This is a genomic window from Chitinophaga sp. YR627, assembly GCF_900114995.1.
Classification (GTDB): domain Bacteria; phylum Bacteroidota; class Bacteroidia; order Chitinophagales; family Chitinophagaceae; genus Chitinophaga.
In genome coordinates, this window is the sequence record NZ_FOUX01000003.1 from 1,160,854 (window position 1) to 1,187,617 (window position 26,764).

27 protein-coding genes and 1 tRNA gene are annotated in these 26,764 nt (G+C 43.2%); 15 read left to right on the forward strand and 13 right to left on the reverse strand.

Annotation, left to right across the window (positions count from 1 at the left end):
• Positions 1-3: 3 nt before the first annotated feature.
• Complete coding sequence (locus tag BMZ72_RS20340; protein WP_089811531.1) at positions 4-1,191, reverse strand: NAD(P)/FAD-dependent oxidoreductase; 1,188 nt, start codon at positions 1,189-1,191, stop codon at positions 4-6.
• Positions 1,192-1,399: 208 nt separating this feature from the next.
• Between BMZ72_RS20340 and BMZ72_RS36365 the strand changes: the two genes are divergently transcribed.
• Both BMZ72_RS36365 and BMZ72_RS20350 read left to right on the forward strand, forming a co-directional pair.
• Positions 1,400-1,594, forward strand: coding sequence for a hypothetical protein (locus tag BMZ72_RS36365; protein ID WP_143087732.1), 195 nt, complete (start codon positions 1,400-1,402; stop codon positions 1,592-1,594).
• 35 nt (positions 1,595-1,629) lie between these two features.
• Positions 1,630-2,430 carry a hypothetical protein gene (locus tag BMZ72_RS20350; protein ID WP_089811533.1) on the forward strand — a complete coding sequence of 267 codons (801 nt, stop codon included), beginning with the start codon at positions 1,630-1,632 and terminating at the stop codon, positions 2,428-2,430.
• Between the two features lie 7 nt (positions 2,431-2,437).
• Here the strand turns inward: BMZ72_RS20350 and BMZ72_RS20355 are convergent, their stop codons facing one another.
• On the reverse strand, positions 2,438-3,019 hold the full coding sequence (locus BMZ72_RS20355; protein WP_255373249.1) for a Crp/Fnr family transcriptional regulator: 582 nt from the start codon (positions 3,017-3,019) through the stop codon (positions 2,438-2,440).
• 99 nt (positions 3,020-3,118) lie between these two features.
• On the opposite strand from BMZ72_RS20355, the gene BMZ72_RS20360 reads away from it, so the two are divergent.
• Together BMZ72_RS20360 and BMZ72_RS20365 are read left to right on the forward strand one after the other, a co-directional pair.
• Positions 3,119-3,892 carry a type 1 glutamine amidotransferase domain-containing protein gene (locus BMZ72_RS20360; protein ID WP_089811535.1) on the forward strand — a complete coding sequence of 258 codons (774 nt, stop codon included), beginning with the start codon at positions 3,119-3,121 and terminating at the stop codon, positions 3,890-3,892.
• A gap of 131 nt (positions 3,893-4,023) precedes the next feature.
• Complete coding sequence (locus BMZ72_RS20365; protein WP_089811536.1) at positions 4,024-4,707, forward strand: sterol desaturase family protein; 684 nt, start codon at positions 4,024-4,026, stop codon at positions 4,705-4,707.
• Positions 4,708-4,724: 17 nt separating this feature from the next.
• Here BMZ72_RS20365 and BMZ72_RS20370 read toward each other — a convergent pair whose 3' ends face one another.
• The gene (locus BMZ72_RS20370) at positions 4,725-5,027 is read right to left on the reverse strand and encodes a hypothetical protein (RefSeq protein WP_089811537.1); all 303 of its coding nucleotides are present in this window, start codon (positions 5,025-5,027) and stop codon (positions 4,725-4,727) included.
• 225 nt (positions 5,028-5,252) lie between these two features.
• Between BMZ72_RS20370 and BMZ72_RS20375 the strand changes: the two genes are divergently transcribed.
• Positions 5,253-6,014 (forward strand): porin family protein, encoded by a 762-nt coding sequence (locus tag BMZ72_RS20375; protein WP_089811538.1) that lies wholly within the window; start codon positions 5,253-5,255, stop codon positions 6,012-6,014.
• Between the two features lie 76 nt (positions 6,015-6,090).
• Here BMZ72_RS20375 and BMZ72_RS20380 read toward each other — a convergent pair whose 3' ends face one another.
• Positions 6,091-6,432, reverse strand: coding sequence for a hypothetical protein (locus BMZ72_RS20380; protein WP_089811539.1), 342 nt, complete (start codon positions 6,430-6,432; stop codon positions 6,091-6,093).
• Between the two features lie 53 nt (positions 6,433-6,485).
• On the reverse strand, positions 6,486-6,950 hold the full coding sequence (locus BMZ72_RS20385; protein WP_089811540.1) for a hypothetical protein: 465 nt from the start codon (positions 6,948-6,950) through the stop codon (positions 6,486-6,488).
• 156 nt (positions 6,951-7,106) lie between these two features.
• Between BMZ72_RS20385 and BMZ72_RS20390 the strand changes: the two genes are divergently transcribed.
• The 3 genes from BMZ72_RS20390 (at position 7,107) to BMZ72_RS20400 (ending at position 11,232) form a co-directional block, all read left to right on the forward strand.
• Complete coding sequence (locus BMZ72_RS20390) at positions 7,107-9,188, forward strand: hypothetical protein (RefSeq protein WP_089811541.1); 2,082 nt, start codon at positions 7,107-7,109, stop codon at positions 9,186-9,188.
• Positions 9,189-9,245: 57 nt separating this feature from the next.
• Entirely contained in the window at positions 9,246-9,761 is a 516-nt protein-coding gene (locus BMZ72_RS20395) for a hypothetical protein (RefSeq protein ID WP_089811542.1), read from the forward strand.
• A 103-nt stretch (positions 9,762-9,864) separates the two neighbouring features.
• Positions 9,865-11,232 carry an SMI1/KNR4 family protein gene (locus BMZ72_RS20400; protein WP_089811543.1) on the forward strand — a complete coding sequence of 456 codons (1,368 nt, stop codon included), beginning with the start codon at positions 9,865-9,867 and terminating at the stop codon, positions 11,230-11,232.
• A gap of 82 nt (positions 11,233-11,314) precedes the next feature.
• Here the strand turns inward: BMZ72_RS20400 and BMZ72_RS20405 are convergent, their stop codons facing one another.
• Both BMZ72_RS20405 and BMZ72_RS20410 read right to left on the reverse strand, forming a co-directional pair.
• On the reverse strand, positions 11,315-12,175 hold the full coding sequence (locus BMZ72_RS20405; RefSeq protein WP_089811544.1) for an aldo/keto reductase: 861 nt from the start codon (positions 12,173-12,175) through the stop codon (positions 11,315-11,317).
• 65 nt (positions 12,176-12,240) lie between these two features.
• Positions 12,241-13,110, reverse strand: coding sequence for a helix-turn-helix domain-containing protein (locus BMZ72_RS20410; RefSeq protein ID WP_089811545.1), 870 nt, complete (start codon positions 13,108-13,110; stop codon positions 12,241-12,243).
• Between the two features lie 249 nt (positions 13,111-13,359).
• Between BMZ72_RS20410 and BMZ72_RS20415 the strand changes: the two genes are divergently transcribed.
• Entirely contained in the window at positions 13,360-13,947 is a 588-nt protein-coding gene (locus BMZ72_RS20415; RefSeq protein ID WP_177222860.1) for a Crp/Fnr family transcriptional regulator, read from the forward strand.
• An 83-nt stretch (positions 13,948-14,030) separates the two neighbouring features.
• Here the strand turns inward: BMZ72_RS20415 and BMZ72_RS20420 are convergent, their stop codons facing one another.
• Entirely contained in the window at positions 14,031-14,771 is a 741-nt protein-coding gene (locus BMZ72_RS20420; protein ID WP_089811547.1) for a DUF3667 domain-containing protein, read from the reverse strand.
• 206 nt (positions 14,772-14,977) lie between these two features.
• On the opposite strand from BMZ72_RS20420, the gene BMZ72_RS20425 reads away from it, so the two are divergent.
• On the forward strand, positions 14,978-15,745 hold the full coding sequence (locus tag BMZ72_RS20425) for a CHAD domain-containing protein (protein WP_089811548.1): 768 nt from the start codon (positions 14,978-14,980) through the stop codon (positions 15,743-15,745).
• 36 nt (positions 15,746-15,781) lie between these two features.
• Here BMZ72_RS20425 and BMZ72_RS20430 read toward each other — a convergent pair whose 3' ends face one another.
• Both BMZ72_RS20430 and BMZ72_RS20435 read right to left on the reverse strand, forming a co-directional pair.
• A complete protein-coding gene (locus tag BMZ72_RS20430; protein ID WP_089811549.1) occupies positions 15,782-16,285 on the reverse strand; it encodes a hypothetical protein in 504 nt (167 codons plus the stop codon).
• A gap of 55 nt (positions 16,286-16,340) precedes the next feature.
• On the reverse strand, positions 16,341-16,775 hold the full coding sequence (locus BMZ72_RS20435; RefSeq protein WP_089811550.1) for a hypothetical protein: 435 nt from the start codon (positions 16,773-16,775) through the stop codon (positions 16,341-16,343).
• 433 nt (positions 16,776-17,208) lie between these two features.
• On the opposite strand from BMZ72_RS20435, the gene BMZ72_RS20440 reads away from it, so the two are divergent.
• Positions 17,209-18,744: a GMC family oxidoreductase gene (locus tag BMZ72_RS20440; RefSeq protein WP_089811551.1), complete on the forward strand. Its 1,536-nt coding sequence runs from the start codon at positions 17,209-17,211 to the stop codon at positions 18,742-18,744.
• A gap of 6 nt (positions 18,745-18,750) precedes the next feature.
• On the forward strand, positions 18,751-19,755 hold the full coding sequence (locus BMZ72_RS20445; RefSeq protein ID WP_089811552.1) for a Gfo/Idh/MocA family protein: 1,005 nt from the start codon (positions 18,751-18,753) through the stop codon (positions 19,753-19,755).
• A gap of 42 nt (positions 19,756-19,797) precedes the next feature.
• Here the strand turns inward: BMZ72_RS20445 and BMZ72_RS20450 are convergent, their stop codons facing one another.
• The 3 genes from BMZ72_RS20450 to BMZ72_RS20460 all read right to left on the reverse strand — a co-directional run bounded on the left by BMZ72_RS20450 (position 19,798) and on the right by BMZ72_RS20460 (position 22,910).
• Positions 19,798-20,916 carry a lysylphosphatidylglycerol synthase transmembrane domain-containing protein gene (locus tag BMZ72_RS20450; protein WP_089811553.1) on the reverse strand — a complete coding sequence of 373 codons (1,119 nt, stop codon included), beginning with the start codon at positions 20,914-20,916 and terminating at the stop codon, positions 19,798-19,800.
• Between the two features lie 297 nt (positions 20,917-21,213).
• Positions 21,214-22,758: a dienelactone hydrolase family protein gene (locus tag BMZ72_RS20455; protein WP_089811554.1), complete on the reverse strand. Its 1,545-nt coding sequence runs from the start codon at positions 22,756-22,758 to the stop codon at positions 21,214-21,216.
• 77 nt (positions 22,759-22,835) lie between these two features.
• A tRNA-Glu gene (locus BMZ72_RS20460) sits at positions 22,836-22,910 on the reverse strand.
• 172 nt (positions 22,911-23,082) lie between these two features.
• Between BMZ72_RS20460 and gap the strand changes: the two genes are divergently transcribed.
• The 3 genes from gap (at position 23,083) to dctA (ending at position 26,755) form a co-directional block, all read left to right on the forward strand.
• Positions 23,083-24,099, forward strand: a complete 1,017-nt coding sequence (gene gap / locus BMZ72_RS20465; RefSeq protein ID WP_089811555.1) for a type I glyceraldehyde-3-phosphate dehydrogenase — start codon at positions 23,083-23,085, stop codon at positions 24,097-24,099.
• 116 nt (positions 24,100-24,215) lie between these two features.
• Positions 24,216-25,412, forward strand: a complete 1,197-nt coding sequence (locus BMZ72_RS20470) for a phosphoglycerate kinase (RefSeq protein ID WP_089811556.1) — start codon at positions 24,216-24,218, stop codon at positions 25,410-25,412.
• Between the two features lie 86 nt (positions 25,413-25,498).
• On the forward strand, positions 25,499-26,755 hold the full coding sequence (gene dctA, locus BMZ72_RS20475) for a C4-dicarboxylate transporter DctA (protein WP_089811557.1): 1,257 nt from the start codon (positions 25,499-25,501) through the stop codon (positions 26,753-26,755).
• Positions 26,756-26,764 lie beyond the last annotated feature (9 nt).

Below are 26,764 nucleotides of genomic sequence, written 5' to 3' on the forward strand. Positions count from 1 at the left end.
TAGCTAAAAAGCAGGATCTGCAGGGATTGCAGCCGCAACGTTTGCCTCAGGATCAGGAGAGGGGACGATCCATACAGTGTTAATTTCTGTTTTAATTTGCTTACCTGCGGCTTCGCTGGCTTCCATCTTTCGCTCAAATCCCCTGGTGAATAAGGCCTTCTCTGGTCCAAGGTCCACGCAGGTCACATAGGAGGATTGTACATATGGGAGTTTCTCCCCGCCAAAGAGGTCGGCTACTGCATTGTGACCTGACCATTTGCCCTGGAACAGGGAATACTGACAGGACATTAGTGCATGATTGACACCATCTGGCTTAGAGAGAGCTGCATCGCCCGTTACCATGATATTGCTGTAACCCGGTAATTTGAAATATTCATCGACAGCGAGTCTGTTCATATTGTCTTTGTCGCCGTTGAAGAAAGCATGCAGCGGACTGGCTTCCAGACCGGCTGTCCATACTATAGTACTAGCAGGGATCTGTTCTCCGTTAGCCAGATAAACCACGTTTTCTTCAATCCTTACAGGAAGCGTACCCAGGCGTAATTCAATATTTTGATTCAGCAGTACTTCATTAATATAGGTCCGGGCTTCCGGAGAATAGGCGCCGCCTATATTGCCTCCGCGATCGATCAATACCACCCTCATCTGCCGGTCAGCATATTTATTAACAATATCCTGTACACCCGTCACGATCTCCAGTCCGGTCAATCCGCCTCCAACTACTACTACTGTATCGTCGCCCTTTTCTTTAAAACCACTGGTTGCCAGTTGGGCAATATGTGTATGTAACTGTGTAGCGCCCTGAAAATCATCAATATGATGGATTGTTTCTGCACCCGGGAAATCAGGACGTTTTAATCTGCTGCCAGCTGCAACGATCAGATAATCATAAGTTAAGGTAGTCTGCTGGTCGTTTTGTTCCAGGGTCAGGCTATGTTGTGCCGGTTGGATGTCCGTCACCAGGCCGGTCAGCAATGATACGCCCAGCGGCTCCAGTAATGGCAGGATGTTCGTCCGTACGGTGTCAAGATGCGCTTCATACAACCTGGGACGGTTGGTCAGGTAGTTGTCCTTATTGATGACAGTGATCTTCAGTTCTGCGGTTTTTCCCATTTCCCGGCTCTGTCTTACAGCGCTCATAGCACTCCAGAACCCTGAGAAACCACCACCTATAATAATGAGATGCTTCATAAAAGATTTAATTTAGATAATTCGGATACATGTTGTCGCAAATATAGTTTTGTTTGGAATAAAACAGGAAATTATTTTTGTAAATAGGTGTCAAAAAGGGGGGGTATCAGGTCATAATAAATGGGAAAAAATATTGTATTTGATTGTCAGACAGTGCTTTATATGGTTGCTTGCTCCTTTGCCGGAAAAACCCTTATATTTGGGTATCATGAAAGCAAAAATTAGCAAAAAGGGTACTGCCTTCTTAAAGAGTACACAGGCTTCTAATGCATTAATTGCAGCTGTTGTGAATAATTTTAAACAATTATCCAATGGTGTTGCTATTCCTTTTCATGTTGCCATCAATGATGGAAGATCTCAGCGTGACCTCGAAGTAAGGGTGCGCAAAGTGACTTCTATGTAACCCGATATCCATATTTAGCCATATCTGCCTCAAAAATGAATTTAGCATTAGGTGCTTTTATCCTTACTCTATTATTTCTTCCTGCGATATCCTTCAGACTGGCTGTAAACCGCCTCGAAAATCTGAAAGGGCTTTTATCTGCTTTATCGATCACTGACTCTATCTGGGTATTTACAGTTGTACCGATATTCATTCATATCATTATCCTGTTGTGCTTCTGCCTGTTCAATGTAACGGTGAAGTTTGACCTGATACTGAACATTATTTACTCCAACTCCAGATTTACCCTGAACAATGCCATATTGGGCCCGGATATCATCAAATTTCTGGGATATAACCTGCTGGCGATCTTTCTCGGTGGCGTACTGGGATTTATGATCAATAAACTGGAAATGCGCTGGAAGCTTGTGTCCCGTTTATTTGGCCTGGGTAATGAATGGTATGAAGCGTTTGAAGGAGATATCCTGAATATATCCGGAGAACAAAGTAATGTATCCAACATTGACCTGGTATACCTGGATGTACTGGCCAATACAAAGGAAGCCAGTATCCTGTATTCAGGTATCCTCGTGAAATATTACTATAAACCTAAGTCTACCGAACTGGATTATATCGTGCTGCAACGTGCCGTGAAAAGAGATCTGCGAAAGGAGTTCAGATCAGATAAACCGCATGTGGAAGCGGGAAAGGCCAGCTTTTACGATCAGCATACGGGCGACTCCATGCCTGTGAAGGGAGATTACCTGATCATCCCGATGAAAGAAGTGCTGAACATCAATATTACCTACCTGTATTTTGATATTCCTGAAGACGCGATTGATCAGCTGGCGGAATAGTCAGTTGTCATACCTGTAACCTGCTCAGGGTTTCCCTGCTGACGCCCAGATAGGCAGCTATCATTGCTTTGGGTACACGCTGGAATAAAGTGGGGTACTGATTTAATAACTGTTGATACCTGGACTGCGCGTCATTCTTCAGTAAGGCCATGACCCTGTTTTGCATACTGATAAAGCCGGAAGTGACTTTCAGCCGGCAGAAACGTTCATATTGATGTATCTCATCACACAGCCTTTTCCGGTCATCATAAGACATATATAACAGTTCAACATCTTCCAGACATTGGATAATAAAGGAAGAGGGCGCACCGGTATGCATGGCCTGATAATCTGATACCCACCAGTTTTCCATCGAGAATTGCAGGATATGCTCCTTGCCGTTATCGTCCACCAGATAGGTTTTTAATAAGCCTTTCAGTACAAAATATTCATGATTGACAGGGTCGCCCTGATGAAGAATGATAGCGTGTTTTTTAAACCGTTTCTCTTTAAAGCAGGAAACTATGCGCTCATATTCGGCATCAGTCAGATCAGCTAATTCCGCAAAATGTTTTCTCAGCGCCGGGTACATAAGTTCAGTTGAACGCAAAGGTGAATGATTTGATGTGACCTACATCACATCAAATCTGTGATACAGGTCCTTGTCGCAAGGTAGCACCTAAATGTAGCTTTGTGAAAAAATAAATATATGAAGGCGAAGATAAAATATGTCTCAGCATTAATGGCCCTGATCTCCTTACTGGCATTGCATACAACAAGTGTATTCGCGCAGCAGAAAAAGAAAGTGCTCATCGTAGTGACTTCCTTTTCCGTATTGAAAGATGGTACTAAAATGGGCCTCTGGCTGGAAGAGTTTACTACTCCCTATTACCTGTTAAAAGAACACAATATCGAACTGACGATTGCTTCTCCTGATGGCGGCAAAGCACCCATCGATCCGAGAAGTACATTACCTGATTTTCTGACTCCCTCTGCAAAACAATTCCTGGTCGATGCGCAGGCACAGGCGGTCCTGAACAATACGGTAAAACTGAGTGCGGTTAAGGCGAAAGACTATGATGCGGTATTCTATCCCGGTGGACATGCCCCTATGTGGGACCTGCCTGAAAACGCGAAATCCATAGCCCTTATCCAGGCATTTATCGAACAACAAAAGCCTGTTGCCTTTGTTTGTCATGGTCCGGCTGCGTTAAAAAATATCAAGACAAAAAGCGGTGCTTACTTCATCAATGGTAAAACGGTTACCGGTTATTCCAACAATGAAGAACAGACCGGTCAGACGACTAACGTGATACCTTTCTCCCTGGAGGATATGCTGAAAGAACGTGGCGCTAAATATGAGAAAAGTGAAACGCCATGGGGGCCATTTGCGGTACAGGATGGTCTGCTGATCACAGGACAGAATCCTGCTTCTGCTGAACCGACTGCACAGAAATTACTGGCTGCATTAGCTGCGAAGTAAATTGTTGATCCGGGATGCATCGTGCATTCCGGATTAATTCTTTTGGTATTTATGACATGTGCCGGTTAATAAAAATACAGGTACGGCGAAGGTGTATAGTGATAAAGAGAATTGTTTAGATTTACACCGCTTTGAATATCGAAACACTACTCAACTATCTATTGCAGCTACCCGTAGGGTATGTCTGGCTCATTTTCCTGGTGGAAAACGCGCTGATCACCTGTAGCGTCTTACTAATAGGCAGTTTCTTCTATAAAGGCCCTTATACGTCAAAAGAATGGGCCATCTGCATTATTACCAATATCATCAATACTATTGTCACTTATGCCGGGTTCTGGCTCTGGAAACATGGAATTGTCAGGATTGCAATGGGTGTCACCTGGAGTATCCTGCTGGATTTTCTGTTGTTATTTATGGCAATGGACCTGCTGATGTACGTTTTTCATATTGCTATACACAAAACCTTCCTGTATAAAGCGGTACACCACCTGCATCACGAGGCAGTCGATCCGAAGCCAATAGACCTGTTTGTATTACATCCTGTTGAAACATTCGGTTTTGGCAGTTTGTGGCTATTGTTGCTTGTAGTATATCCATTCAATATCTATGCTATTGTGATCTATCTGACGATCAATGTCATCTTCGGACTGGCAGGGCATCTGGGGATAGAACCTGTGCCTGAAAAGATCCTGCGCTTACCGCTGATTAAATACCTGGGTACTTCTACTTTTCATCACAATCATCACCAGGATATACAACACAATTTTGGCTTCTACACGAGTATATGGGACCGCTTGTTTAAGACCTATAAATAAGAGACTGGTACCACAACTTATGAAATGATATTGAAGGAGACCAGCACAATTGTCACACTTACGCAGATCAACGCAACCAGGAATACATAATCCGCCATCTTTTCCATCCGTTCGCTGTTACGGCTACCTTCTGCGCGCATAGAAAGGAAAGAAAGAAAACAGCTGGCCATCAGGAGCAATGCTGCAATGCCGGTACTGTCATCGATCAGTGTACTATGATTGAAGTGCATGACTTTGATGGAGGTCAGCACAATTAAACAAAAGCCCAGCAGGTTGGTGGACGTATTGAGGATGTGTGGTGATTTGCTGCCGTTTGTCATAATACTGGATTACTGAAGTGAAAAGTACATAAAACCCCATTCCTACAGCCAGATCATGAAAATTATAAGGAATTTTTAAGACCTTCTGCTGGTTGTGGATAGTATTGTACTGTCTGGTTTACCCTTTCTTTTGCGTATCTTCGGATACTTATAATTTGTAATTCCCAAGGAAACCCCGGAAGTTCTTTCTCAATGTTCACTTATTAACACCAAAAAACTTAAAGAATGAAAAAGGCTATCTACTGGCTTGCGTTTAGCACCACCTTTCTAATCATGCATCATTCTTTCGCACAAAGCCGCATTGATATCGGTATCAAGGCGGGCCTCAGTATACCCAATCTTACCTCTGGTGATGGAGATAATCCTATCAGCAGTGGGTATGGTTCCCGTTTAGGCCCTGATGCAGCTATACACGTTGAATTCCATATTTCTAAACAGTTCTCTATTCAGCCGCAGCTGGAATACTCTTCACAGGGAGGTAAAAAAGACGGTGATCAGGCATTTACTGTACCACCGGAAATGGAAGCCTTATTCCCGCCGGGACAGGTTCCACAATATCTGTATGCTAATTATAAAAGCGAGGCGAAGTTTAATTACCTGATGGTGCCAATACTCGCTAAGTATCGTTTCCCGATAAATGCCCGCTGGAATGTCTACGTCGCGGCAGGGCCTTTTGCCAGCTTCTTATTATCTGCAAAGAATAAAACTACTGGTTCCAGTCCGGTGTACCTGGATAAGGGACATCAGCAGCCGCTACCCGGAGGGGCTCAGTCATTTGATAATACGGAGAATATAAAGGATGACCTGCGGGGTTTTAATGCGGGCATCAGCGGTCATGTAGGCGTAGCCTGTTCTGTAGGAAAAGGGAGTGTGTTTATTGAAGGGGGCGGTAACTATGGATTCATCGACATTCAGAAAGATAAAATGAACGGCGCTAATAAAACCGGTGCTGCTGTGGTCGTAATAGGATATGCGTTTAGTTTGTAAATACCCTTTATCGCTTTACATACAAAGAGGCCGCCCTGTTTCGGACGGCCTCTTTGTATGTAAGAAGGAATGCATATCAGCGGGGATTCTTCCTTCTGTATGCAAATATCTTAGTAAGTGATACCAGTACACTGATCAGCATCAGTCCGATCATAAACAGAAACGTCGATTTATCCATCCCCAGGAGGAATACGATCATAATTGCCACAGGAAGCAATAACATGCCATATCCTCTCCAGCCAAACAAGCGTTGAAAGAGAGATACCATAACGCCCCAGATCAGGCTATAAAATGCGCAGCTGGTTAGTAATGACAGGATGGCCTGACCGTCTTTTACCGGAGTCATGAACTGATAGAACAGCATGACCCACGCGGCCACCAGTATGATATATAAAAGAATATAAGGAACGCTCTTCATTGAATTTGTAATAAACTATCTGTAAAAATAATAAAAAGGAGGAATCTGCATAGTTAATGACTTGCGGATAGGAGTTTGTTCTTTTCTTTGGTAAATGTATCAAAGAATGCCAGGATCGTCTCTTTTTCATAACCGTCCTTTGTACTGAAAATTTGCTTTACCTTATTGTTTTCAATGATTTCGATCCTGGAAAACCATATTTGGTGGCTGGTATATTTGCTTTTCATCTCTATATCATAAAAGTCCCGAAGTACCATTATGGTATCTGTCATTGTGAATCGCCGGGTTTGTCTGATGAAGTACTTAATGTAGGTGACTTCCAGTTGAGGGCCATCAATACGCAATGATCTGGTATAGGTACGTCTGAAGCGGACTATTAGGATGATCAGAAATAGCAGGATGAGTAATATCCATGCATCTCCACGGATAAAAACGCTCAATATAGGCAGCAACAGGGAGTAGCCACCTAATTCAAAGAAGAAGAGCCATGCATACGTTTTCTGACTGATTATTTCCATAGATAAAGAGTATAGCTGGTAAGGGATATCTGCTAATATACTGTAAAAATGGCTGTAGTCTGATTGCTTATGGCATGTCTATGGAAACGGATACAGGGAGTAAATGATTTATTTGTGTAAATTGGTGTTCGAGGTTTAACCACAACATATTCCCTCATGCAACAAGAAAAAAAGGGCGCCAACGTTACTAAAGAGCCTTCCCGTGCCGTAGCCGATAACAATTCATCAGGACTGTCAATGCCGGCAGTTAATCCGTTTCAAAAGAAAACGGCCGTTTCATTACCTGAAAGAGAAGAAAATATTACAGACGGAATTGTACAGCAGGTATCGCTTGCCGGTTCGCAGCCTGTTGTGCAGCGTACCGTGGCAGATGCGCTCAGGTACTATAGACTGGTGACGGGAGCAAAGGCCAGAAGTGAGAAGGATGTGGATTTTGATCTGATGAGCCCTGGTGAGTATCGTTGGTACATGCGAAAGCGCAATGAGCCTTCTAAAGGAGGTAAGGTAATACATAACAGAAAGAAGAAAGATGAAAAGAAAAAGCGGGTGAAACCTCAACAGGAACCTGAGAGAAACGTGAAGAGAAAAAGATCTCCCTCTATGGAAGAAAAGCCGCCAGCTAAGAAAAAACAGGTGCCTGAAGATACCAGCGAAATTGGTGTAGTGACCTGGAATATCGCTCATTTTGGAGCAGGCCAGAACTCTCTCGCATTCAACAAAAAGAAAGTCGCTGAAGTTGTTGATATGTTTAAGCAAAACGCCTGGCTGGATATCATGGTGCTACAGGAGGTGAATAATATAGATTTGTTTGAAAAATTGATGACGGGTCAGGGTTTGCGTCTGGTAGAGGGGACCGAATCAATGGCTGTGTTGCGAAAGACGGGTGGGATCGGACAGCGGGAGGACTATCCCATGGTCGTAAGAGAGAAGAGCGATTGGAAACTAACTGGCTCTGCTTCTTTTTATCCGGAAGGTGGTGATGGTATATGGGTAGATCATAATACAGAAGAGGAACCCCAGATTAATATAAAGGAAATAAAGCCATCATTTACACCCAAAATCACTACTTCCGAAGGGGAAGCATACAGGGACTTGACAGATGAACAGCGTAAAGAAGGGCTTTCGGATGAATGGAGGCGCTTTTATGAAAAATATGAAAATATTCCCGGAGGAAAAGAAAAGATCTATGTTGATCAGGGCTTATATGAAAAGCATAATCAGGGCGGAGGTACAAAGGCTGAAAAAGAGTATAAGAAGCTTATTAATAATCATAGTAAGTTTGACGTTTGGCGTGACCGGGGATGGAACGGTGATTTGATCGATCTCATAGCAAAAGCAAATAAAAATGTGGCCAAATATCTTGAGTATGTCAATTGGCTCATGAGAGAACACAAGATGGAAGAGTTTGAAGAACTAATGCCCGGAGGAGACAAGATCACGGACGCATACTACAGACTGTTACAGAAATGGATAAATAGTTTTTTGGTATGGTTGGACAATGTGAATGGAGACAACAGATTTTCAAAAGATATAGAACAGCTGGAATCTCATCTTCATAATGTGACGACAATGGTGGAGATTGAAAAACAGGAAAACAATACGTATCGCCCGATACGCCGGTATACAGTTAGTAGTGCGATTAAAGAAGTAAACATCGCGATGAACGTAGTGCACACTTCGCCAAGTGATGAAGGGAAGTCAGGAGAAGCGAAGAAAAGGAAAACAGTTTTCAGCCAGATATCACCCGCGTTGAAAGACATGGCCAGACGTGGAAACTCAAATGAAATGATGATCGGTGATCTGTATATCAACCCGAGTGATCTTGTTGAAGATAAGAAAACGGCAGCAACTGCTTTTGAGGAAATAGGTGTAAAGATCGGTGGGGATACGACGGCGGCTACCAACAGATGGTCGGGTAAAGGAAAAGAAAAATACAACCAGGCAGATATTATCCTTGTCAATAATAATGCTGAAGTGCAGGAGGGAGGAATCGTCAAACGAGGGACGGGGGGACTGGAATCTTTGGATGAAGATCATAAAGAAACAAATCAGTGGACAACGAATGTAGATGAGAATAAAAAGTCATTTAGTGACCATGCACCTGTGGGAATCAGACTGCATGCTAAAAAGAACCAAAGTGTAGCATTCACAGAACCACCAGTTACAGATCTCATAAAAGAAGTGAAGGAGAAGCCATTCTGGAAAGAACTGGATCAACCGAAATATACGTTTCTCTGATGCCCGGTGTAACTTTTATACTTATAGCACCGTTGTACCAGAAAACCTATATTGTTTATGAAACTCAATGTTTACCCAGTTATCCTCATGTTAATCGCCTCGCTGTTGATATCGTGTAAGAAAGACATGGAGTTTGGAGACGATTATTCTAAAAGCGAAAAAGCCTGGAACAGCTTTAAAGCTTATTCGGACAATTCTTACCGCTATATGGTCGCTACCGGTAGCTGGACAGGTACGGCTTCTGAAACCATCATTACTGTGCAGAAAGGACGTGTCACAGGACGTTCGTATGTGCAGAAGGAAAGAGTATCGGGCACAGCAGAGCTGGTGACCCGTACACAATGGGAAGAAGGAACAGACAGTCTGGGCACGCATACAGCCGGCGCCGGATTGTTCACGCTGGATGATATCTATGGCAGCGCAAAGAACGATTGGTTAAAAAAGCGGGATAATGCAAAGACGTATTTTGAGGCAAATAACCAAGGGATGATTTCCAGTTGCGGATATGTAGAAGATGGATGCGCGGATGACTGTTTCAGGGGGATCAGTATCGGATTTATTGAGAAGTTATAACAGCATATCTCTGAATATAAGAAAAGCAGCCTGAGGGCTGCTTTTTTGTTTTATAGAGGGCTTTATTATATCATTGCGATAGCACAATAATTTCACAATAGATATGGCATTATTTGATGAGCAGATACAAAGGATAAAAGATAAACTTTCCCTGGCCCGGAATGTTGATAAAGGCCTGACTGTAATGGGCGCCCAAAATCATAAATACCAGTTACACGATCCTGTGACTGCAGATGAGATCTCTCAACTGGAAGAACAATATGGTATTCATTTTCCTGACTGTTATAAAGCGTTTCTCCTACAGATTGGAAATGGTGGTGTTGGGTTTGAAGATTCGGCAGCCGGACCTTATTACGGTATTTATCCATTGGGGAGAAATATAAACGAGCTCATTGGTGATAAAGCAGCAGCGTATCTGAGGCGTGATTGTGCTATTTATCCGGGAATGTCAGCGGAATACTGGCAATCGTTAAATGCGCGTATTGATGGTAATGATGATCTCCCTGACGAGGAATACTATAAAGAGCTGGGTAAAATATGGGGCGGCGTGATACCTATCGGGTCTCAGGGTTGCACCTATATGCATGCACTTATCATAAATGGTGCAAATAGCGGACGTGTTGTGAATATATGTACAGATGGACCAAAGCCACAATTCACTTTTGAGGTCAATTTCCTGGATTGGTACGAACGCTGGCTGGATGAAATTATCTCCGGACAACTACTACAGGATGATGTCCACTGGTTTGGCTATGCAATAGGAGGTCCTGATGCAGCGATAATCCGCCTGTTCCTGGACACTGATAGTATCCAGCAAAAGCAGGAGTGTTTAAAGGGTATTTTATGCAAACACAAACTGGATACCGAGACAATAAAACTTGTTGAAGAACAATTGTTAAATGGCAGCAATGAGTTTAAAACGGAACTGTTGCAGATACTTACCAAATTTGATTACGAAAGCGCAAAACCCTATCTGATTGAACTGGCTCAAACGGATATCGGAGGTGTTTGCAGTCTGATTCGCTGGTATGCAAAAAATGCAAGTGCAGAATGGATTCCGCTCATCCGTAAATATATCGGCCATGTTGATGATGAAGAGAAATTCAGATTTTGTGCTTATCTCCTGGCTGATGCAGGCGCCGATTTTGGCGACCTGATTGTTCCATTTACCGAGAGAGAGAATGAAGAAATGCAGGTAACCGCCTTCTATACACTAGGTAAACTAAAAAACAAAAGCGACTTTTTAGACGCCTTTATAAAGGGGTTGAGTGCTTCCTCCAACAGGGTTATTCATAGCACGTTACAGGCGCTTTCGGATGTACACGATACAAGGCTATTGCCACATTATAAAAGAATTGCTGAGCAGTTTCCGGAGGAAAAGGATTATATCTTGTCAAATCTGAATTACAGGTTAAAAGAGTACGGATTGAACAATAAGACAATTCTGCTGAAAGAAGACTTTGAGCATTAAGACTATTAATACCAACTTTCAACAAATAAAGCTGTCACTACTGACAGCTTTATTTGTTGAAAGGAACCTGTTTATGATGTTATTACTGCACCAGACCGTTCAGTTCTTTCATATCATCAGCTGTCAGTTCGATAGCCGCAGATTTGATATTCTCTTCCAGGTGAGCCACACTGGAAGTACCAGGGATCAACAGAATATTATCTGCACGATGTAATAACCAGGCCAGTGCCAGCTGATGCATGGTTACCTGTTTACGGGTGGCTATTGCCTGGAGTTTTTCTTCCAGCTGTACTATACCGCCGCCTATCGGGAACCACGGAATAAAGGCGATATTCTCCGATATACAGTATTCCAGTACAGACTCCCATTGACGATCCAGCACACTATAGCGGTTCTGCACAGACACCACTTTGAAATGTTTTTGAGCGAGCTTAATATCCTCAACAGAAACTTCTGATAGTCCCAGGTGCTTTATTTTGCCTTGTTGCTGAGCTTTTGCCAGGAAGTCAAAGCTGATCTCTGCCGGTACTTTAGGATCGATGCGGTGCAGTTGATAAAGCGCTATCTGTTCCAGTTTAAGTCTGCGCAGACTGCCGTCAAGTGCATCCTGTAAGTGTTGTGGACTGGCGTCGTTGTTAATATCTCCCCATGGGCCAAAGCGTACGAGGCCTCCTTTTGTACCAATGATGACGTTTTCCTTATAAGGATGTAAGGCGTCGGCTATTAATTGTTCAGAAGTAAATGGACCGTATTGGTCGGCAGTATCAATGAAGTTGACACCTAATTCAACAGCTCGTTGTAAAACGTCTATTGAGTTCTGCGGATTTTCAGGCATGCCCCAGATCTTTGGTCCGGTAATGCGCATGGCTCCGTAGCCCATCCGATTGATTGTTATATCGCCACCTAATAAAAAGGTCGGTTTAAAACCTGATGATGTCTCCATACCATTAATTTTATGGAGACAAAGCTAGGGCGACCAGCATTCCCGGCCGAAGACTTTTCAAAGTACTATTTATACTTTTCAAAGTTTTTCCGATAATCAGAAGGAGTAACACCGGCGTACTTCTTAAAAAACCGGTTGAAATAGCTCTGGTATTCGAAGCCAAGGCCTGCTGCAATGTCCGCCAGGGTATATTCTGTGTAGCTCAGCAATGATTTTGCCTCAGCAAACAGCCGCTCGCTGATGTGCATAGTGGTAGATTTCCCCGTGGCTTTCTGTACGGCCATATTTAAGTGGTTAACATGTACTGCGATACGGTCAGCATAATCAGACGCCTTTTTAAGGGCGATTGGCTGTAAAGGCATATCTACGGGGAACTGATGATTTAGCAGACGGATAAATTCTGCAGCGACGCGTGGAGTGCCGTTTTCCGCTGTATCTGGGGTGTGCCGCATCTTAATGGCCTCATGGAAGATCAGGCTGAGATGGCTACGGAACAGCTCATCTTTATCAGCATAATCCATGTCGGCATCAGCACGCATCCGGATAAATAAGCTATTTAAGAACTGTTGGGTAACTGCGTCAGGGAAGTAAACGGGAGACTCCTGTGTAGTAAACAGGCGATCCATCAGACCGGAGAGTTGTGCGCTGGCGCGGATGAATTCATCGTTAAACACACAGAAATACCCCTCGGCAGGAATGATCCTTTCCGGGACCGTCCATTTATAGGGTACAATCGGGTTGACCAGTACGAGCGCTGGTTTGTCGACATAAATATCTGGTATTGAGCCATAACGAAGACTGCAGGGAGATCCCTCCGTCATAAGACTGATCTTATAAAAATCTCTGCGGTTATAGGAATCCAGGGTACACATACCCTCATTGATACCGGCTACCCTGAATTGCCCCTTCGCCCTTTTCATCGTTATTGCTGCCATTCTTCAAATTTATACAATTCAAAGAATCTGCGTCCCGATTTTTGCATGTTGTTATATTGGCTACCTGAGGGTGGTAACTTAGTCATACCTCTCCCCGTTGAGTAAATTAAACTGCTAAGGATTCGTTAAATTCATATCAACTTTTAACTTAAGTTAAAATGCAGGGGCATCCAGTTACTGAAATTTGGATACTTTGCCTGATACCTGTGAATGTATCAGGAGCCATTTATATCCTTTAATATGACGATCATGACTGATAACAACGAGATCCTGGCACAGCATCTAAAGAATTTCGCGGCCTTAACAGAAAAAGACATCGCAGAGAGCGAGACATTCTGGAAAACGCGAAAGATCAATAAGGGCGACTTTTTTAACATGCAGAGTATGGTCTGCAATGATCTCGGATTAGTCGTAAAAGGCATTTTCCGAATTTACTACCATGATCCTAAAACAGAAACAGATAAGAATATCTTCTTTTTCTCTGAGAATCAGTTTGTCGTTTCCTTCAGAAGTTTTATCTCTCAAAATCCTTGCTGGTACTATATAGAGGCGATGGAAGATGCGGAGATTATCTTTATCTCCTACAGAGATCTTCACAGCCTTTATGCAAAGAATACCAACTGGCTGCATTTCGGAAAACTGCTGGCAGAATTGTTCTTTGCCTATGCACAAACCCGGGCGGAAGAATTCATGTTCTTCTCCCATGAAGAGCGATACCTGCGCTTGCTGGAGGAGCATCCGAATATCATCGAACGGATACCTGCATACCATATTTCGTCTTTTCTGGGCATCACGAATCCTTCATTAAGCCGGATCAGAAAGCGCGTAAAACGATAGGCAGGTATAGTCAAAGTTCAACAGTATTGGTCAATCCATTTTTCACTTAAGTTAAAATGGAAGATTTGAATCATGCACAGTAATTAGTGTTTGATAAGCTCGATCAAAATGGCTAAAAACGTCAGTGAAAGTAAAAATGTAAGCATCCCTAATAAATAGGCTGTTAATGCTTTTACATAGCTGGCGACTTTATTTGGGTCAAAGAATTGCCCGATCGCCCATGTAACATATAATACCGATAAGGGCCCTGAAATCTTCATCATGCTTGATTGGGTCAGTCCTTCGACCAATGCGAAGACTGCAAAGATCAGCATACCGATTCCCATTACAAAACATAACAAGATCAGTATCTCAAAGAAGTTATAATCATACTTTTTAAAAAAGAGCCTGGTCCAGAAAGAAATGCCTAGCCCCATTATGATATTTGAATAACCATAGTGATGTTGCACCCATTCGAAAATTGATTTCATGGCACCTTGTTCCGTTCCTTGTTCCGTTGGGTGATATGATATATACTGGTTTTCGATATGAAACGCGTTATTGATCAGTGTATAGATGAGTGAGGTGATAATGATGAATATGATTGGTTTTACCAATCTGCTCCTGTTTTCAACAATAAAGCCTTTTACATTTTTCCCAGGTCTTACTAACAATTCTTTGATGGTATAAAATATTCCCTTTTCAAAATGCAGGACATGCCAGATTTCATGTAAGATATAGTCTTTATCAACTCTTTTAAGTTGCATCGGCTGACCACAATTGCCACAGAATTTATTGTCGACTGTGATATTGCAGTTTTTGCAGGTCACTGTATTGGTGTGCATAGTGGTATAGTTTATTAGGTAGAAGCGTTTATTATATTTTGGTTGTTGAAAAAGATATTTCTGCAAAACTCAGTAGATTAACATTTGCAGCGGCTACACTTTAGTGTAGAATTGCTGATATATCAATTGTTGCCGTAAGCGCCTGATCCTGCTGGCGCCCCTGACCCTCGGGAAATTAGTGTTAACTTTAACTATAAACCCCCGATATGTTAAAACGGACGCGACAAAGGAAATATCTCATTAAAAGATGCCTTAAAGTGAGACGTCGCCTGCGAACTTTTGCCAGCTCCGGAGAACAACAGGAATTACACAAGCTACGTGTAGAACTGAAAAAATTAAAAGCCTTTATAAAATTGGTGACGCTGTATCGTGGAAACAAGCAGCTTGCTGTACAGCTACGTTCCATCAGGCTGGTATTTCATCATGCAGGAGTCATCAGAGAGGCGGATCTTAATCTGCAAATGATGCAACAGTTTCATATCAACCGGCCAGCTGTTAAAGATAAAGCAGGACGTATCCTTCAGCAGGAGCCAGGGAAATTCCGTTCTCATGTGACGCATTATGATCATCTCATAAAGGATCTGGTGAGATCTCTGCTGAGATTGATACGTCCTTTACGGGATAGGAAACTGAAACGATGGATAGACAAACAGGTGGAAAAGATCGCTGTTATTGTAACAGGGACACCGACGGATCAGTTGCATACAGCCCGAAAGCGGATCAAGCATCTTGGCTATATTTATGAGATCTGTCCTAAGCACCTGAGGAATAAACTAGCGTTAAATGCGGATTATCTTGATCAGTTGCAGGATGTGATCGGGGAGTGGCATGATATGGATGTAGCGATCAGATTGCTGGATGCGCATAATGGGAGAAATCAGGCAGGGCTTGATAAATTGCGTAAGCAGCGGGAGCAGGAAGAGAAAGAGATTTTGAAGAAGGGAAAGCATTTTGAGGAGAAGGTGTTGAATTGATTGGCCTGTTGTACTAATACAACAGGCCAGGCAATATTATTTCCAGCTAATTGCAAGGTCTTTAAATTCCAGGTCTATCGTCTTTAATGTCTCGCCCGTATAATAGGCGACTGATACCAATTTGAATATTTTTACAGCCGGTAATACTTTACTGAATTTGACTACAGTTTTTATAGGCGTGTCCGTATAAATTTTATTTATTATTGACGCACTACCTATCTTAATATCGAGAAATTCATATTCATTCCCTTCCATATCAATGGCGACAGCTTTACTAAAGTGAAAGTCCCGATTCACATCGTGATTTACCAATGTTAGTATGACTGAAGCCGTCTGTTCTTTTGCGGCGCCTTCCACTTTAAGAAGATTAAAGTCGATTTTGGAAGAAGTGATTGTCTTTGTTGGTGTACTGATCTTTAATGCATTTTTCAAATATTCATTTTCCTTTTTCAGGTCATCGCAGCTTGCTTGTGCATTGGTAGATTGATAGGTGAATAAAAAGCTCAATAATAATAAAATCGGGGAAATGAATCTGGTCATGAATGATATATTTTAGGGTTACGAAATAGCGATACTTGAGTAGTGGAAATTATACCTACTGTGATACTTTATGGTAGATAAATTTCGCTCCCTTCTTTGAGGTGATTTCAATCGTTTTGTTCTTTTCGTCAATGGTCATTATTTTGACCTCACCGGAAAAAGGATCTGTTATTCTGAGCGTCATGTCACTGGTCTGAAGTGTTGCAGTTCTTATGTCTTTGGAGCCATGATTATTCCAAACGCCTGCTTTTTTATTTACCGGCCGTTCAGGATCATCTTCCTTGGCAGCGGACCATGTTGCTATCGTTTGTACATCAAATTTGTCATCGGCAGTTGGCCTGATTTCCATAGTGTCTTTAAAATAGTCAAATTCGTTTTCGCCTTCATAAGCATAAAGTCCGGCAATGTCTTTATGTGAAGGGGAGCAATTTGTCATACTTAACACCGATAATAAACTGATAATAATGAATGGGCCTTTTGATGGTTTCATAAGCAATTATTTAGTTGATAAAGCTGAATATGGTCGTGAATATTAGTATGGGTTAATCAAACCAGTATTAAGATAAGAAAAAATAGGGGATTGGATAATGTATGTCTTAAAAAAGCTGCACAATAGACAATCATCAGGGCAATCTCCATTTCCCTGAATTACCTGGAGTACATTTTTCCCGCCTGCTGCTCAGAACACTTATATAACATTTATTCTTCCGATTCCTCCGTTGATGCCGCTTTAAAGCGATGCCCGCTTTAGCTGGTTATTTGCCCGTTTCCCGCTGATTGTTCCATCAAACCCTGATGATTGCGGCTTCATTTGCAGCATAAATCTGACAAATGAATTTTTACCAGAAGCACTTTACTTCCTCCGCCGAAAATCTTCCGCGCTCCCGTAATACTTGCGCTGCAATCTTACCAAACGCTCACGTATGAATAGCTACGATGTTATTGTAATCGGAAGTGGTTTTGGAGGCTCGATGGCTGCTAAGCCGCTTGTTGATGCCGGAATGAAAGTGCTCATGTTAGAGCGCGGTGACTGGGTAAAGCGCAGTGTCGAAGAAAACTGGGGGCCAAAAGGCTCCATTGATCTTTCTCCTTTTTACGATAAATCTTCCCAGTTGCATGTACCCGTTGGTGGTAATAAGCCAACTATGGGCTTGTATTCGTGCGTAGGCGGGCCATCGGCTTTTTATGGTGGTGTATCTTTTCGTTTTCGTGAGGCTGACTTTGAAAAGAATGAGCAGATCGAGGGAAAGGACGCGCAGGGCTGGCCCATTAAATATGACGACCTGGAAAGCTATTATACGCAGGCCGAGGGTATATTGAATATATCGGGCGAAACGGATACTGATCCAACTGAACCACGCCGTAGTGCACCACTGCCGCAACATGCACCTGCTTTGGCCAATATATCCCGAAAGGTAAAATCAAGCGCGCAAAAATTAGGACTGCACCCTTTTCAGTTGCCGTTAGCTATTAATTACGAAGATAGCAGTCGCCAGACCTGCCTTAGCTGCAAAACCTGCGATACTTTTGCCTGTGCAGTAAGTGCGAAGAATGACCTGGCTACCATCCTTATCCCTCAGCTTATGGCAAAGGGTATGGAGCTAAGGCACAATATGGTGGTTACCAGATTAAACGTACTGGGCCGCCGTATTGTAAGCATAGAATGCGTATCGAAAACGACAAAACAGCAGCACATATTTAAGGCCGGTAAAATTATACTGGCTGCTGGTGCATTAGGTTCACCGCATATCCTGTTATCATCTGGTCTGCAGCACTACAATCCTGGTGGTGATGTAGTGGGTCGTTACCTGATGCGGCATTTAAATGCCATCATATTTGGCATTTTCCCTGGCGTTGCCGATAAGGAAGGACGTTTTCATAAACAGCTGGCTATATTGGATTATTATTTTGGTCATCCTAAAGCCCCTGAGTTTAATAAAATAGGCAGTTTACAGCAAATGCCGACCCCTCCGGGCAGTGTAGTTGAAAATGAGTTAAAGAATGTATTAGGGAAAATACTTAGTCCGGCGGTAAAGCTGTTAAGTGGCTTGCTGGCCATAGTTGAAGACCAGCCGCAATACAATAACGCGTTAACTATTGATCCCGCTTTTCCCGATGAATTTGGATTACCCCGTGTTGTTATCAACCACAGCTATAGCGAGAGAGACAACGCCGCAATGAAAATTTTAACCGAAGAGGGTAAAAAGATCATGAAAGGGGCGGGGGCATTAACCCATTATATACATAAGATCCGCACGTTTTCACATGCGGTGGGTACGGTACGTATGGGTTTGAACGAAAAGACATCTGCCCTTGACGAAAATTGCCGTTTCAGGGGAATTGATAATTTATATGTTACCGATGGTAGCGTAATGCCAACATCAGCGGCACTGAACCCAAGCCTTACAATTGCCGCAAATGCACTACGGGTGGGCGAACTTATCACCAGATTAAATTGACAGTTTATGTCGACCTATAAAAAAGTAGAAGGCCAGATACGAATCGTTTTTCTGGGCTGCGGGGCAATAGCTGCTAAACATGCCAGAAGGCTCCACGGTTTGCTCCACGGTTTTGCAGGTATAGAGCTGTATTTTGCCAGCCGTACCGAAAGCAAGGCCAGGGAATATGCTGATAAATACAAGGGCAAGGGTTTTTTTTCTTCATATACGGCGGCCATCCAATCGCCAGTTGTATCCGTAGTCTTCATTTGTACTCCACCGGATAGCCACCTGGCATTATCCATAGAAGCAATGACTGCAGGTAAACATGTGATATGTGAAAAACCATCGTTTTTCCGTTCAACAGATTTTGATATCATTGATAAGCTTCGCCAGGAAAAAGGAGTTCAGCTGTTTGTCGCCGAAAACTATTTTTATAAACCGGCGCTAAGAAAGCTGCGTGAAGTTTTGGCTATGAATCTGATAGGTGATATTAAGTTCCTTTTCTTTAATGCCACAAAAAGCCAGAAAATAACAGATTGGCGTGCCGATGTTGATACAGCAGGAGGGGCTTTATTCGAGGGAGGTATTCACTGGATCAACTATATATCAAACCTGGGTTTAACCGTAGCATCTGTAACGGGGTTTCTGCCGTCAAATACCGGTAAGCCCGAACGCAGTATGCAGGTGGTGGCTAAATATGCAGAAGGACCTATTGGCACATTGCTTTATTCATGGGAAGTAAATGCCTTGTTCAAAGGCTTACGCAATTCCCGTATTTTCGGTAGTAAAGGGTCTGTAAAATTTGAATCTAACGGTTTATACATATTTGTCCGCGGTGAAAAATGGAAGCTGATATTCCCTGGTATTGCAGATATCGGTGGGGCAAACGCCATGCTTATCGATTTTATAAATGCCCTGCGAACCGGTGAAGATGCTGCTTTTAGTCTGCAAATGGCGAGACGCGATGTTGCGCTAATTGAGCAGGCTTATCAAACGAGCGGCATATTACTACCAGACAATTGCAAATAAGCATGCTGTTAACAACCCAGGAGAGGCGAATAATACTTATTATTATCCATGATTGCTATCGTGAATTTTTAGGGTATGGGTTTTAAGTAGATTCAATACTACAAATGCGCCTATCAGTGCAGGGAAAAAGAGCAGAAAGGATCGCTGTAATAATGTAAAGACCGGCAATATAGAAGTAGGGACAATCTGCGAAAACAAGACTGCAATACCAGCTTCGGCAAATCCACTCCCGCCAGGGCTTGGTGCGAAATAGATCATAAACTGGATAAGGATCTGAATGCTGATAACCTGTAAAATATCGGCATGAATACCCAGACCCAGTAATATGACATACTGCATGCAATATTTATTTAGATAAAGCAGGGTGGTCATCAACAGACTCAAAGGAAACAGCAGGGGATGATGCTGTAATAATTTTTTACAAATTTGTTGGTAATTAAGAATGTTAGTATAAGATGTGTTGGCCCATTTTGTTACGCGATCTTTCTTTGCAGGCCAGATCCGGCTATACATCGCGGTGATTTTAAGCAAAGCGGATCCAATCCATAGCGGCTTCCAGAAAGCAAGCATGAAAACAACCCCAAAAGTGAAAAATACCGAGAAGCCATATTTGAGTAAAATCGTTATAAGGCCGCTTTCCAGCTGATTATTCATTGCCCATGTAGCTAATAAGCCTGCCAGCGGCATAAAGAGCAGTGTGGCTCCCATGTTAATCAGACTGACAATAAATCCATCCAGTACTTTCACGCCATAGCGGTTGTATACATATAACTGACCAGGGCCTGCACCACTATGAAATGGCGTTATTGCACCCATAAACATATTAGCAACATTGGACTTAAAGCTTACCCAGTGTGATACGCCCGGTGTAAGTTTTTGTATAAAAATATGGTTACGCCAGCTGCCCAGCATCAGGTCAATAAAGACCATCCCGAAGCACAATAGGATATATTTGAATTTAATGCTGCTGAGCGCTATGATGGTATCACCGGTATGTGAATAAAAAAATACAACAGCTCCTGATGCTATGGTTAACAGGCCGAGCCACATAGCTCCTTTAAGGATCACGCTTTTATTAAAAAGCTGTTTATTTGAGTTTTCAGTTGCTGTTGGTGCCTGAGTTCTTGTTGCTGCTATCTCAACTTTTTCTTCTAACAACATATATGTCTTAGTTTATTCAGCCATTGGGATGGCCCGGGAAATAATTGCTCTTTGTGATGCAAATAAAGCAGCAGTCATCAGGGTTTGAAGAGGAAATGAGCGGGAAACGGGCAAATAACCGGCTAAAGCGGGCATAATAAGATCAACGGTCAGCCGCTCTATCGCACAACCGACCTACGCATACCTCAGAGGAAAAACGGCAACCATACTTTCGTATCGTTGCCGTCATCTCTGGTACAGGGAAGGTAACAGATGTTAAGCTATTTTATAGTTGATTTTTTAATGGCGTTCTGTCTATTAATGTAACTGTTTCAATCTTTGTGCGGCATTTGTATTCGCACTATCCAATGACAAAGATGTCTTAAATGCTTTTTTTGCAAGATCGTTTTGTGACGTAAACATATAAGCTTCACCCAGACTATCAAATAAGTTAGCTGATCCGGGGTATAGCTTTGTAGCAAGTTCAAGTACCCTCACGCCATTTTGGATATTCTTACTGTTAAATAATAATTGCAATCCGAGATTATTCAATTGCCATTCCTTTGGTTTAAATGAAGGATGGTGGATGAGCACTGAATCGTAGAGTGCTGAGAGCCCGGCATACTGCACGCCGGCAGCCATTTTATTAAAATCCTCGAAGTTAAGTGCTTCCTTTTTGGGTGCTTTGTGTCTATAGGAGATCAATCCTTCAGGTATGCCGTTAGCGGTAGGGCTATTGTTGATAAATGTCAGGGCTTTTTTGTCGCCTTTTAGATAAGCATCCAGGAACTGCAGTGCATAGATGGATACCCAACGATAAGAGGTCATGATCTCCCGATCACTTTTGTCCTGTCTTGGATCACGGGATTGAAACAGTACCCCTAATGTACTAAAGTAGCTGTGAGTCATGTCATGACACTTAAGGCTGTAGGCTTCACTATAGACCAGGTCATCATAAAAAACAAAAGCATCATTCAGGGAGGCATCCAGTTTATCTTCGGCCAATACTGAGGCAGGTATATCTTTCTGAGCAAGGTGCAGGAAAGGTACATTTACCCGTTCTATATCAGCATAGGCTGACTTTTTAAGGACAGGATACTGGTAGCGTATCGTACCATCGAGGCTAACGATCGCTTTGATAGCAGTGTTTTGCATTTGACTCAGCACATTAGACAATCCTCCAAAACTGAATCCCATTGTAGCTATTTTTTCTCGGTCGACGAAGGGATATCTCCCACATCTTCCGATCAGGAATTCAATATCCCTTGCCTGGGTCTCCATATCTTTTTCTGTACCTGCTTCCATCTGACGTGTTTCTGTGCCGCGACTAGGACTGGATATCACTACATATCCCTGACTGGCCAGGTACTCACAAAGCACAAAGTTCTCAATAGAGGATGCCTGAAAGCTGGGAGCATAAATAACAACCGGGAATGTTTGCGGAGCAGGGGGGAGGTTGCGGTATGCTTTGCAATTTTCTGTTAAGTGTGATCGATTGTCTGGTGTATTGGAATAGGAGAACCAGTCTAATATTCTATCGTCCGGTAAGTTTTCCCATTCTTCCTCTTCTTTGAAAATCTGCATGTAGTTGAGTACGTTCATTGGGGACTGGTTTGTGGCAGTTCGTTTAGCGGGGTACCATATACTAACTGTTATTGGTCTTGGCATGGATGTATTGTTCCAGTCTCCCATACGCTTATAGGTACGGGTACTGTCATCAGCTACTTCATGTTTAAAACCTACCGGCCAGAGGCCATAGTTAAGATTGATCATTTTCAGGGAGACCTGTGCATGGGATACCAAACCAAGAAGAAGAGCTGCTGCAGACAGAAAGATAACACGTGTGTGAATTGTTAGTTTCATACTAACAAAATACGTTTTTACCGGGGTTCTATGTGAGTGAAAACAAAAAAGGCTGCTCGATTGAGCAACCTTTTCTTTGGTACCGCGTACGGGAGTCGAACCCGTCATTCCTCCGTGAAAGGGAGGCGTCTTAGCCGATTGACCAACGCGGCTAATTTTTTAGCCCCTAACACATGATCACCATGTTTAGAGGACTGCAAAGGTAAGCGGTATTTTCATATTTCCAAAAAAAAGTTGCTTAACTTAAATTTATATTGCTTTATCCCGCTATAGCTTGTAAATTCGCTACTCAATTTTTTTCAATCTCAACAAACTCAGTGTAAAATGGGAACTACTCTTAAAATCGGTATTAATGGTTTCGGTCGTATTGGCCGCTTAGTATACCGTCAGATCTACAAGATGCCAGGCATAGACGTGGTAGCTATTAATGACCTTACAAGTCCCGCTGTATTAGCTCATCTGTTGAAGTACGATTCTGCACAGGGTCGTTTCGATTCAGAAGTTAAGCATTCTGATAACGCCATCACCGTTGACGGTAATGAGGTAAAAATATACGCACAGAGAGATCCTTCACAAATTCCCTGGAAAGAGCACGGTATTGATGTGGTAATTGAATCTACAGGTTTCTTTGCAGATAAAGATAAAGCAGCCGCTCACCTGACCGCAGGTGCTAAAAGAGTAGTAATCTCTGCTCCTGCTACAGGCGACCTGAAAACAGTAGTTTTCAACGTAAACCATGATATCCTGGACGGTAGCGAAACTATCATCTCCTGCGCTTCATGTACTACTAACTGTCTGGCGCCAATGGCGAAAGTACTGGATGATACCTTCGGTATCGAACTGGGTACTATGACCACCATCCACGCTTACACCAACGACCAGAACACCCTGGACGCTCCGCATCCAAAAGGTGACCTGCGCCGTGCTCGTGCCGCTGCAGCTAACATCGTTCCAAACAGCACCGGTGCTGCTAAAGCAATCGGTCTGGTACTGCCTTCCCTGAAAGGTAAACTGGATGGTAACGCACAGCGTGTTCCAACTATCACTGGTTCCCTGACTGAACTGGTTTCCGTTCTGAAGAAGAAAGTAACCGCTGAAGAAATAAACGCTGCAATGAAAGCTGCTGCTAACGAATCTTTCGGTTATACTGAAGATGAAATCGTAAGCACTGACATCGTTGGTATCAACTACGGTTCACTGTATGATGCTACCCAGACGAAAGTTATCACTGTTGGCGATAAACAACTGGTGAAAACTGTATCCTGGTACGATAACGAAATGAGCTATGTTTCTCAGCTCGTTCGTACAGTGAAATACTTCGCTGGTCTGATCAACAAATAAGCTATAAACGCTATATCTGTAAATGGTGAATGGTAAATGGACTCACAGAGACCATTCACTGTTCACCATTTACCTTTTATTCTCGGTATACTTCTCCACTTTTAAATAATTGCATAATGAGTCAATTCTCCGACTTTAACTTTAGTGGCCATAAAGCTGTGGTGCGCGTAGATTTCAACGTGCCCCTCAATGATAAATTTGAAATTACGGATGATACCCGTATGACCGCCGCTGTGCCAACCATCAAAAAAATACTGAAAGATGGCGGTAGCGTAATCCTGATGTCTCATCTGGGCCGCCCGAAAGATGGTCCTACCGACAAATACTCTCTGAAACACCTGGTATACCACCTGGTAAAATTACTGGATGGAACTACCGTGAAATTCGCGGAAGATTGTATCGGTCCCGTAGCAGAAACAGCAGCTGCTAACCTGCAGCCAGGAGAAGTGCTCCTGCTCGAAAACCTGCGCTTCCATAAAGAAGAAGAAAAAGGTGATAAAGCATTTGCTGAAAAATTAGCTAAACTGGGTGACGTATACGTGAACGATGCCTTCGGTACCGCTCACCGTGCACACGCTTCTACAGCGGTGATCGCTGAATTCTATGCTGCTGACAAACGTATGTTCGGTCTGCTGATGGAAGCTGAAGTAAGCAATGGTGAAAAAGTACTGAGCGGTTCAGGAACGCCATTTACCGCTATCCTGGGTGGCGCTAAAGTGAGCGACAAGATCCTGATCATCGAAAACCTGATGGAAAAAGCAAATAACATCATCATCGGTGGTGGTATGGCTTACACTTTCCTGAAAGCACTCGGTAAAGAGATCGGTAGCTCCCTCTGCGAAAATGATAAACTGGACCTGGCACTCGAACTGCTGGCTAAAGCCAAAGCAAAAGGCGTTCAGCTGATCCTGCCTGTTGACTCAGTAGCTGCTGACAAGTTTGCCGCTGATGCCAATACCCAGATCGTTAGCAATGACAATATCCCAGCTGGTTGGATGGGTCTGGATATCGGAGAGAAATCCGTTGCCCTGTTCAGCGAAACGATCCAGCAGTCTAAAACCATCCTCTGGAATGGTCCAATGGGCGTTTTTGAAATGAAAGCTTTCCAGAACGGTACCAAAGCTGTTGCTGATGCTATCGTACTGGCTACTGCACAGGGGGCATTCTCCCTCGTAGGTGGTGGTGACTCCGTAGCTGCAGTAAACCAGTTCGGTCTGGCTGAAAAAGTAAGCTACGTATCTACCGGTGGTGGTGCACTGCTGGAATTCTTCGAAGGTAAAACCCTTCCAGGTATCGCTGCTATCAAAGGCTAAGCGATCCCCGCACACTATATTAAAAGACGCTTGGCGTTGCATACTTCCCGTATGCAGCGTTAAGCGTTTTTTTGTATCTTGACTGTATGAGTAAACTGTTTCGCCATCTCTATTTCCAGGTTATTGTAGCTATCTTCCTTGGTATTATCACTGGTGCCCTATTCCCTTCTGCCGCTGCTACCGGTAAAATGATGAGCGAGGTTTTTATTAATCTGATCAAAATGCTCATCGCCCCGATCATCTTCCTGACCATCGTACTCGGTATCGCCCGTATGGGAGATATGAAGAAGGTGGGCCGCGTAGGTGGGAAAGCGCTGTTGTATTTTGAATTAGTGACCACACTCGCTATCGTCATCGGATTGATAGTGGCCAATCTCCTGCAGCCAGGTACAGGGATGACACCCAGGAACGTAAATGCTGACCAGGTGGCGAAATACCAGGAACAGGCCACCCATTTCAGCTGGTCAGAGTTTCTCATGCATATCGTACCCTCCAACGTGGTCGATTCCTTTGCCAAAGGTGATATCATTCAGGTACTGGTATTCGCGATCCTCTTCGGTTACGGACTGACTAAAATGAAAAGTTTTGGAGACTCCCTGCTGCTGACCTTCGAAAAACTGTCAGAAGTCTTCTTCAACATACTCAGGTTTATCATGAAGCTGGCCCCCATCGGCGCCTTTGGAGGAATGGTCTTCACCGTTGGTAGTTTCGGACTGAGCGCTTTGTATCCCATGCTGAAACTGATGGGATGCGTCTACCTGACCATGTTCCTGTTCATCTTTGTCATACTGGGACTGATCGCCTTTAAATATAAATTCAGTCTCTGGAAATACCTGGTGTTCATCCGGAATGAACTCCTGATCGTACTGGGTACTTCTTCCTCAGAATCAGCATTGCCGGGTTTAATGGAAAAACTGGAACGCCTCGGATGCGCCAGACAGGTAGTAGGACTCGTCGTACCTGCCGGCTATTCCTTCAACCTGGACGGTACCAGTATCTATCTTTCTATGGCAATGATATTTCTGGCTCAGGTTTCTAAAGTACCTTTAGATCTCTGGCAGCAGCTGACGATCATTGGCATTTTGATGATTACCTCAAAAGGAGCCGCCGGTATTACCGGCAGCGGATTCATCGTACTGACATCCACCCTGACAGCTATAAAAGTGATACCCCTCGAAGGGCTCGGTATCCTGATAGGAGTGGATCGCTTTATGTCTGAAGCACGTGCCATCACAAACCTTATCGGAAATGGCGTTGCGACGATTGTTATGGCAAAAAGCGAAGATGCATTTGACATGGAAAAATATATGGCAGCTACCGGTAAGAAGCAAACAACCATTTAACGCCTTCAC

Coding starts and splice junctions, on each gene's coding strand:
- BMZ72_RS20470 (WP_089811556.1), top strand. CDS start 24,216: ATGAGTCAATTCTCCGACTTTAACTTTAGTGGCCATAAAGCTGTGGTG.
- BMZ72_RS20435 (WP_089811550.1), bottom strand. CDS start 16,775: ATGAAACCATCAAAAGGCCCATTCATTATTATCAGTTTATTATCGGTG.
- BMZ72_RS20440 (WP_089811551.1), top strand. CDS start 17,209: ATGAATAGCTACGATGTTATTGTAATCGGAAGTGGTTTTGGAGGCTCG.
- BMZ72_RS20340 (WP_089811531.1), bottom strand. CDS start 1,191: ATGAAGCATCTCATTATTATAGGTGGTGGTTTCTCAGGGTTCTGGAGT.
- BMZ72_RS20405 (WP_089811544.1), bottom strand. CDS start 12,175: ATGGAGACATCATCAGGTTTTAAACCGACCTTTTTATTAGGTGGCGAT.
- BMZ72_RS20390 (WP_089811541.1), top strand. CDS start 7,107: ATGCAACAAGAAAAAAAGGGCGCCAACGTTACTAAAGAGCCTTCCCGT.
- BMZ72_RS20350 (WP_089811533.1), top strand. CDS start 1,630: ATGAATTTAGCATTAGGTGCTTTTATCCTTACTCTATTATTTCTTCCT.
- BMZ72_RS36365 (WP_143087732.1), top strand. CDS start 1,400: ATGAAAGCAAAAATTAGCAAAAAGGGTACTGCCTTCTTAAAGAGTACA.
- BMZ72_RS20420 (WP_089811547.1), bottom strand. CDS start 14,771: ATGCACACCAATACAGTGACCTGCAAAAACTGCAATATCACAGTCGAC.
- BMZ72_RS20415 (WP_177222860.1), top strand. CDS start 13,360: ATGACTGATAACAACGAGATCCTGGCACAGCATCTAAAGAATTTCGCG.
- BMZ72_RS20380 (WP_089811539.1), bottom strand. CDS start 6,432: ATGAAGAGCGTTCCTTATATTCTTTTATATATCATACTGGTGGCCGCG.
- BMZ72_RS20370 (WP_089811537.1), bottom strand. CDS start 5,027: ATGACAAACGGCAGCAAATCACCACACATCCTCAATACGTCCACCAAC.
- dctA (WP_089811557.1), top strand. CDS start 25,499: ATGAGTAAACTGTTTCGCCATCTCTATTTCCAGGTTATTGTAGCTATC.
- BMZ72_RS20375 (WP_089811538.1), top strand. CDS start 5,253: ATGAAAAAGGCTATCTACTGGCTTGCGTTTAGCACCACCTTTCTAATC.
- BMZ72_RS20430 (WP_089811549.1), bottom strand. CDS start 16,285: ATGACCAGATTCATTTCCCCGATTTTATTATTATTGAGCTTTTTATTC.
- BMZ72_RS20455 (WP_089811554.1), bottom strand. CDS start 22,758: ATGAAACTAACAATTCACACACGTGTTATCTTTCTGTCTGCAGCAGCT.
- BMZ72_RS20410 (WP_089811545.1), bottom strand. CDS start 13,110: ATGGCAGCAATAACGATGAAAAGGGCGAAGGGGCAATTCAGGGTAGCC.
- gap (WP_089811555.1), top strand. CDS start 23,083: ATGGGAACTACTCTTAAAATCGGTATTAATGGTTTCGGTCGTATTGGC.
- BMZ72_RS20425 (WP_089811548.1), top strand. CDS start 14,978: ATGTTAAAACGGACGCGACAAAGGAAATATCTCATTAAAAGATGCCTT.
- BMZ72_RS20360 (WP_089811535.1), top strand. CDS start 3,119: ATGAAGGCGAAGATAAAATATGTCTCAGCATTAATGGCCCTGATCTCC.
- BMZ72_RS20450 (WP_089811553.1), bottom strand. CDS start 20,916: ATGTTGTTAGAAGAAAAAGTTGAGATAGCAGCAACAAGAACTCAGGCA.
- BMZ72_RS20445 (WP_089811552.1), top strand. CDS start 18,751: ATGTCGACCTATAAAAAAGTAGAAGGCCAGATACGAATCGTTTTTCTG.
- BMZ72_RS20395 (WP_089811542.1), top strand. CDS start 9,246: ATGAAACTCAATGTTTACCCAGTTATCCTCATGTTAATCGCCTCGCTG.
- BMZ72_RS20400 (WP_089811543.1), top strand. CDS start 9,865: ATGGCATTATTTGATGAGCAGATACAAAGGATAAAAGATAAACTTTCC.
- BMZ72_RS20385 (WP_089811540.1), bottom strand. CDS start 6,950: ATGGAAATAATCAGTCAGAAAACGTATGCATGGCTCTTCTTCTTTGAA.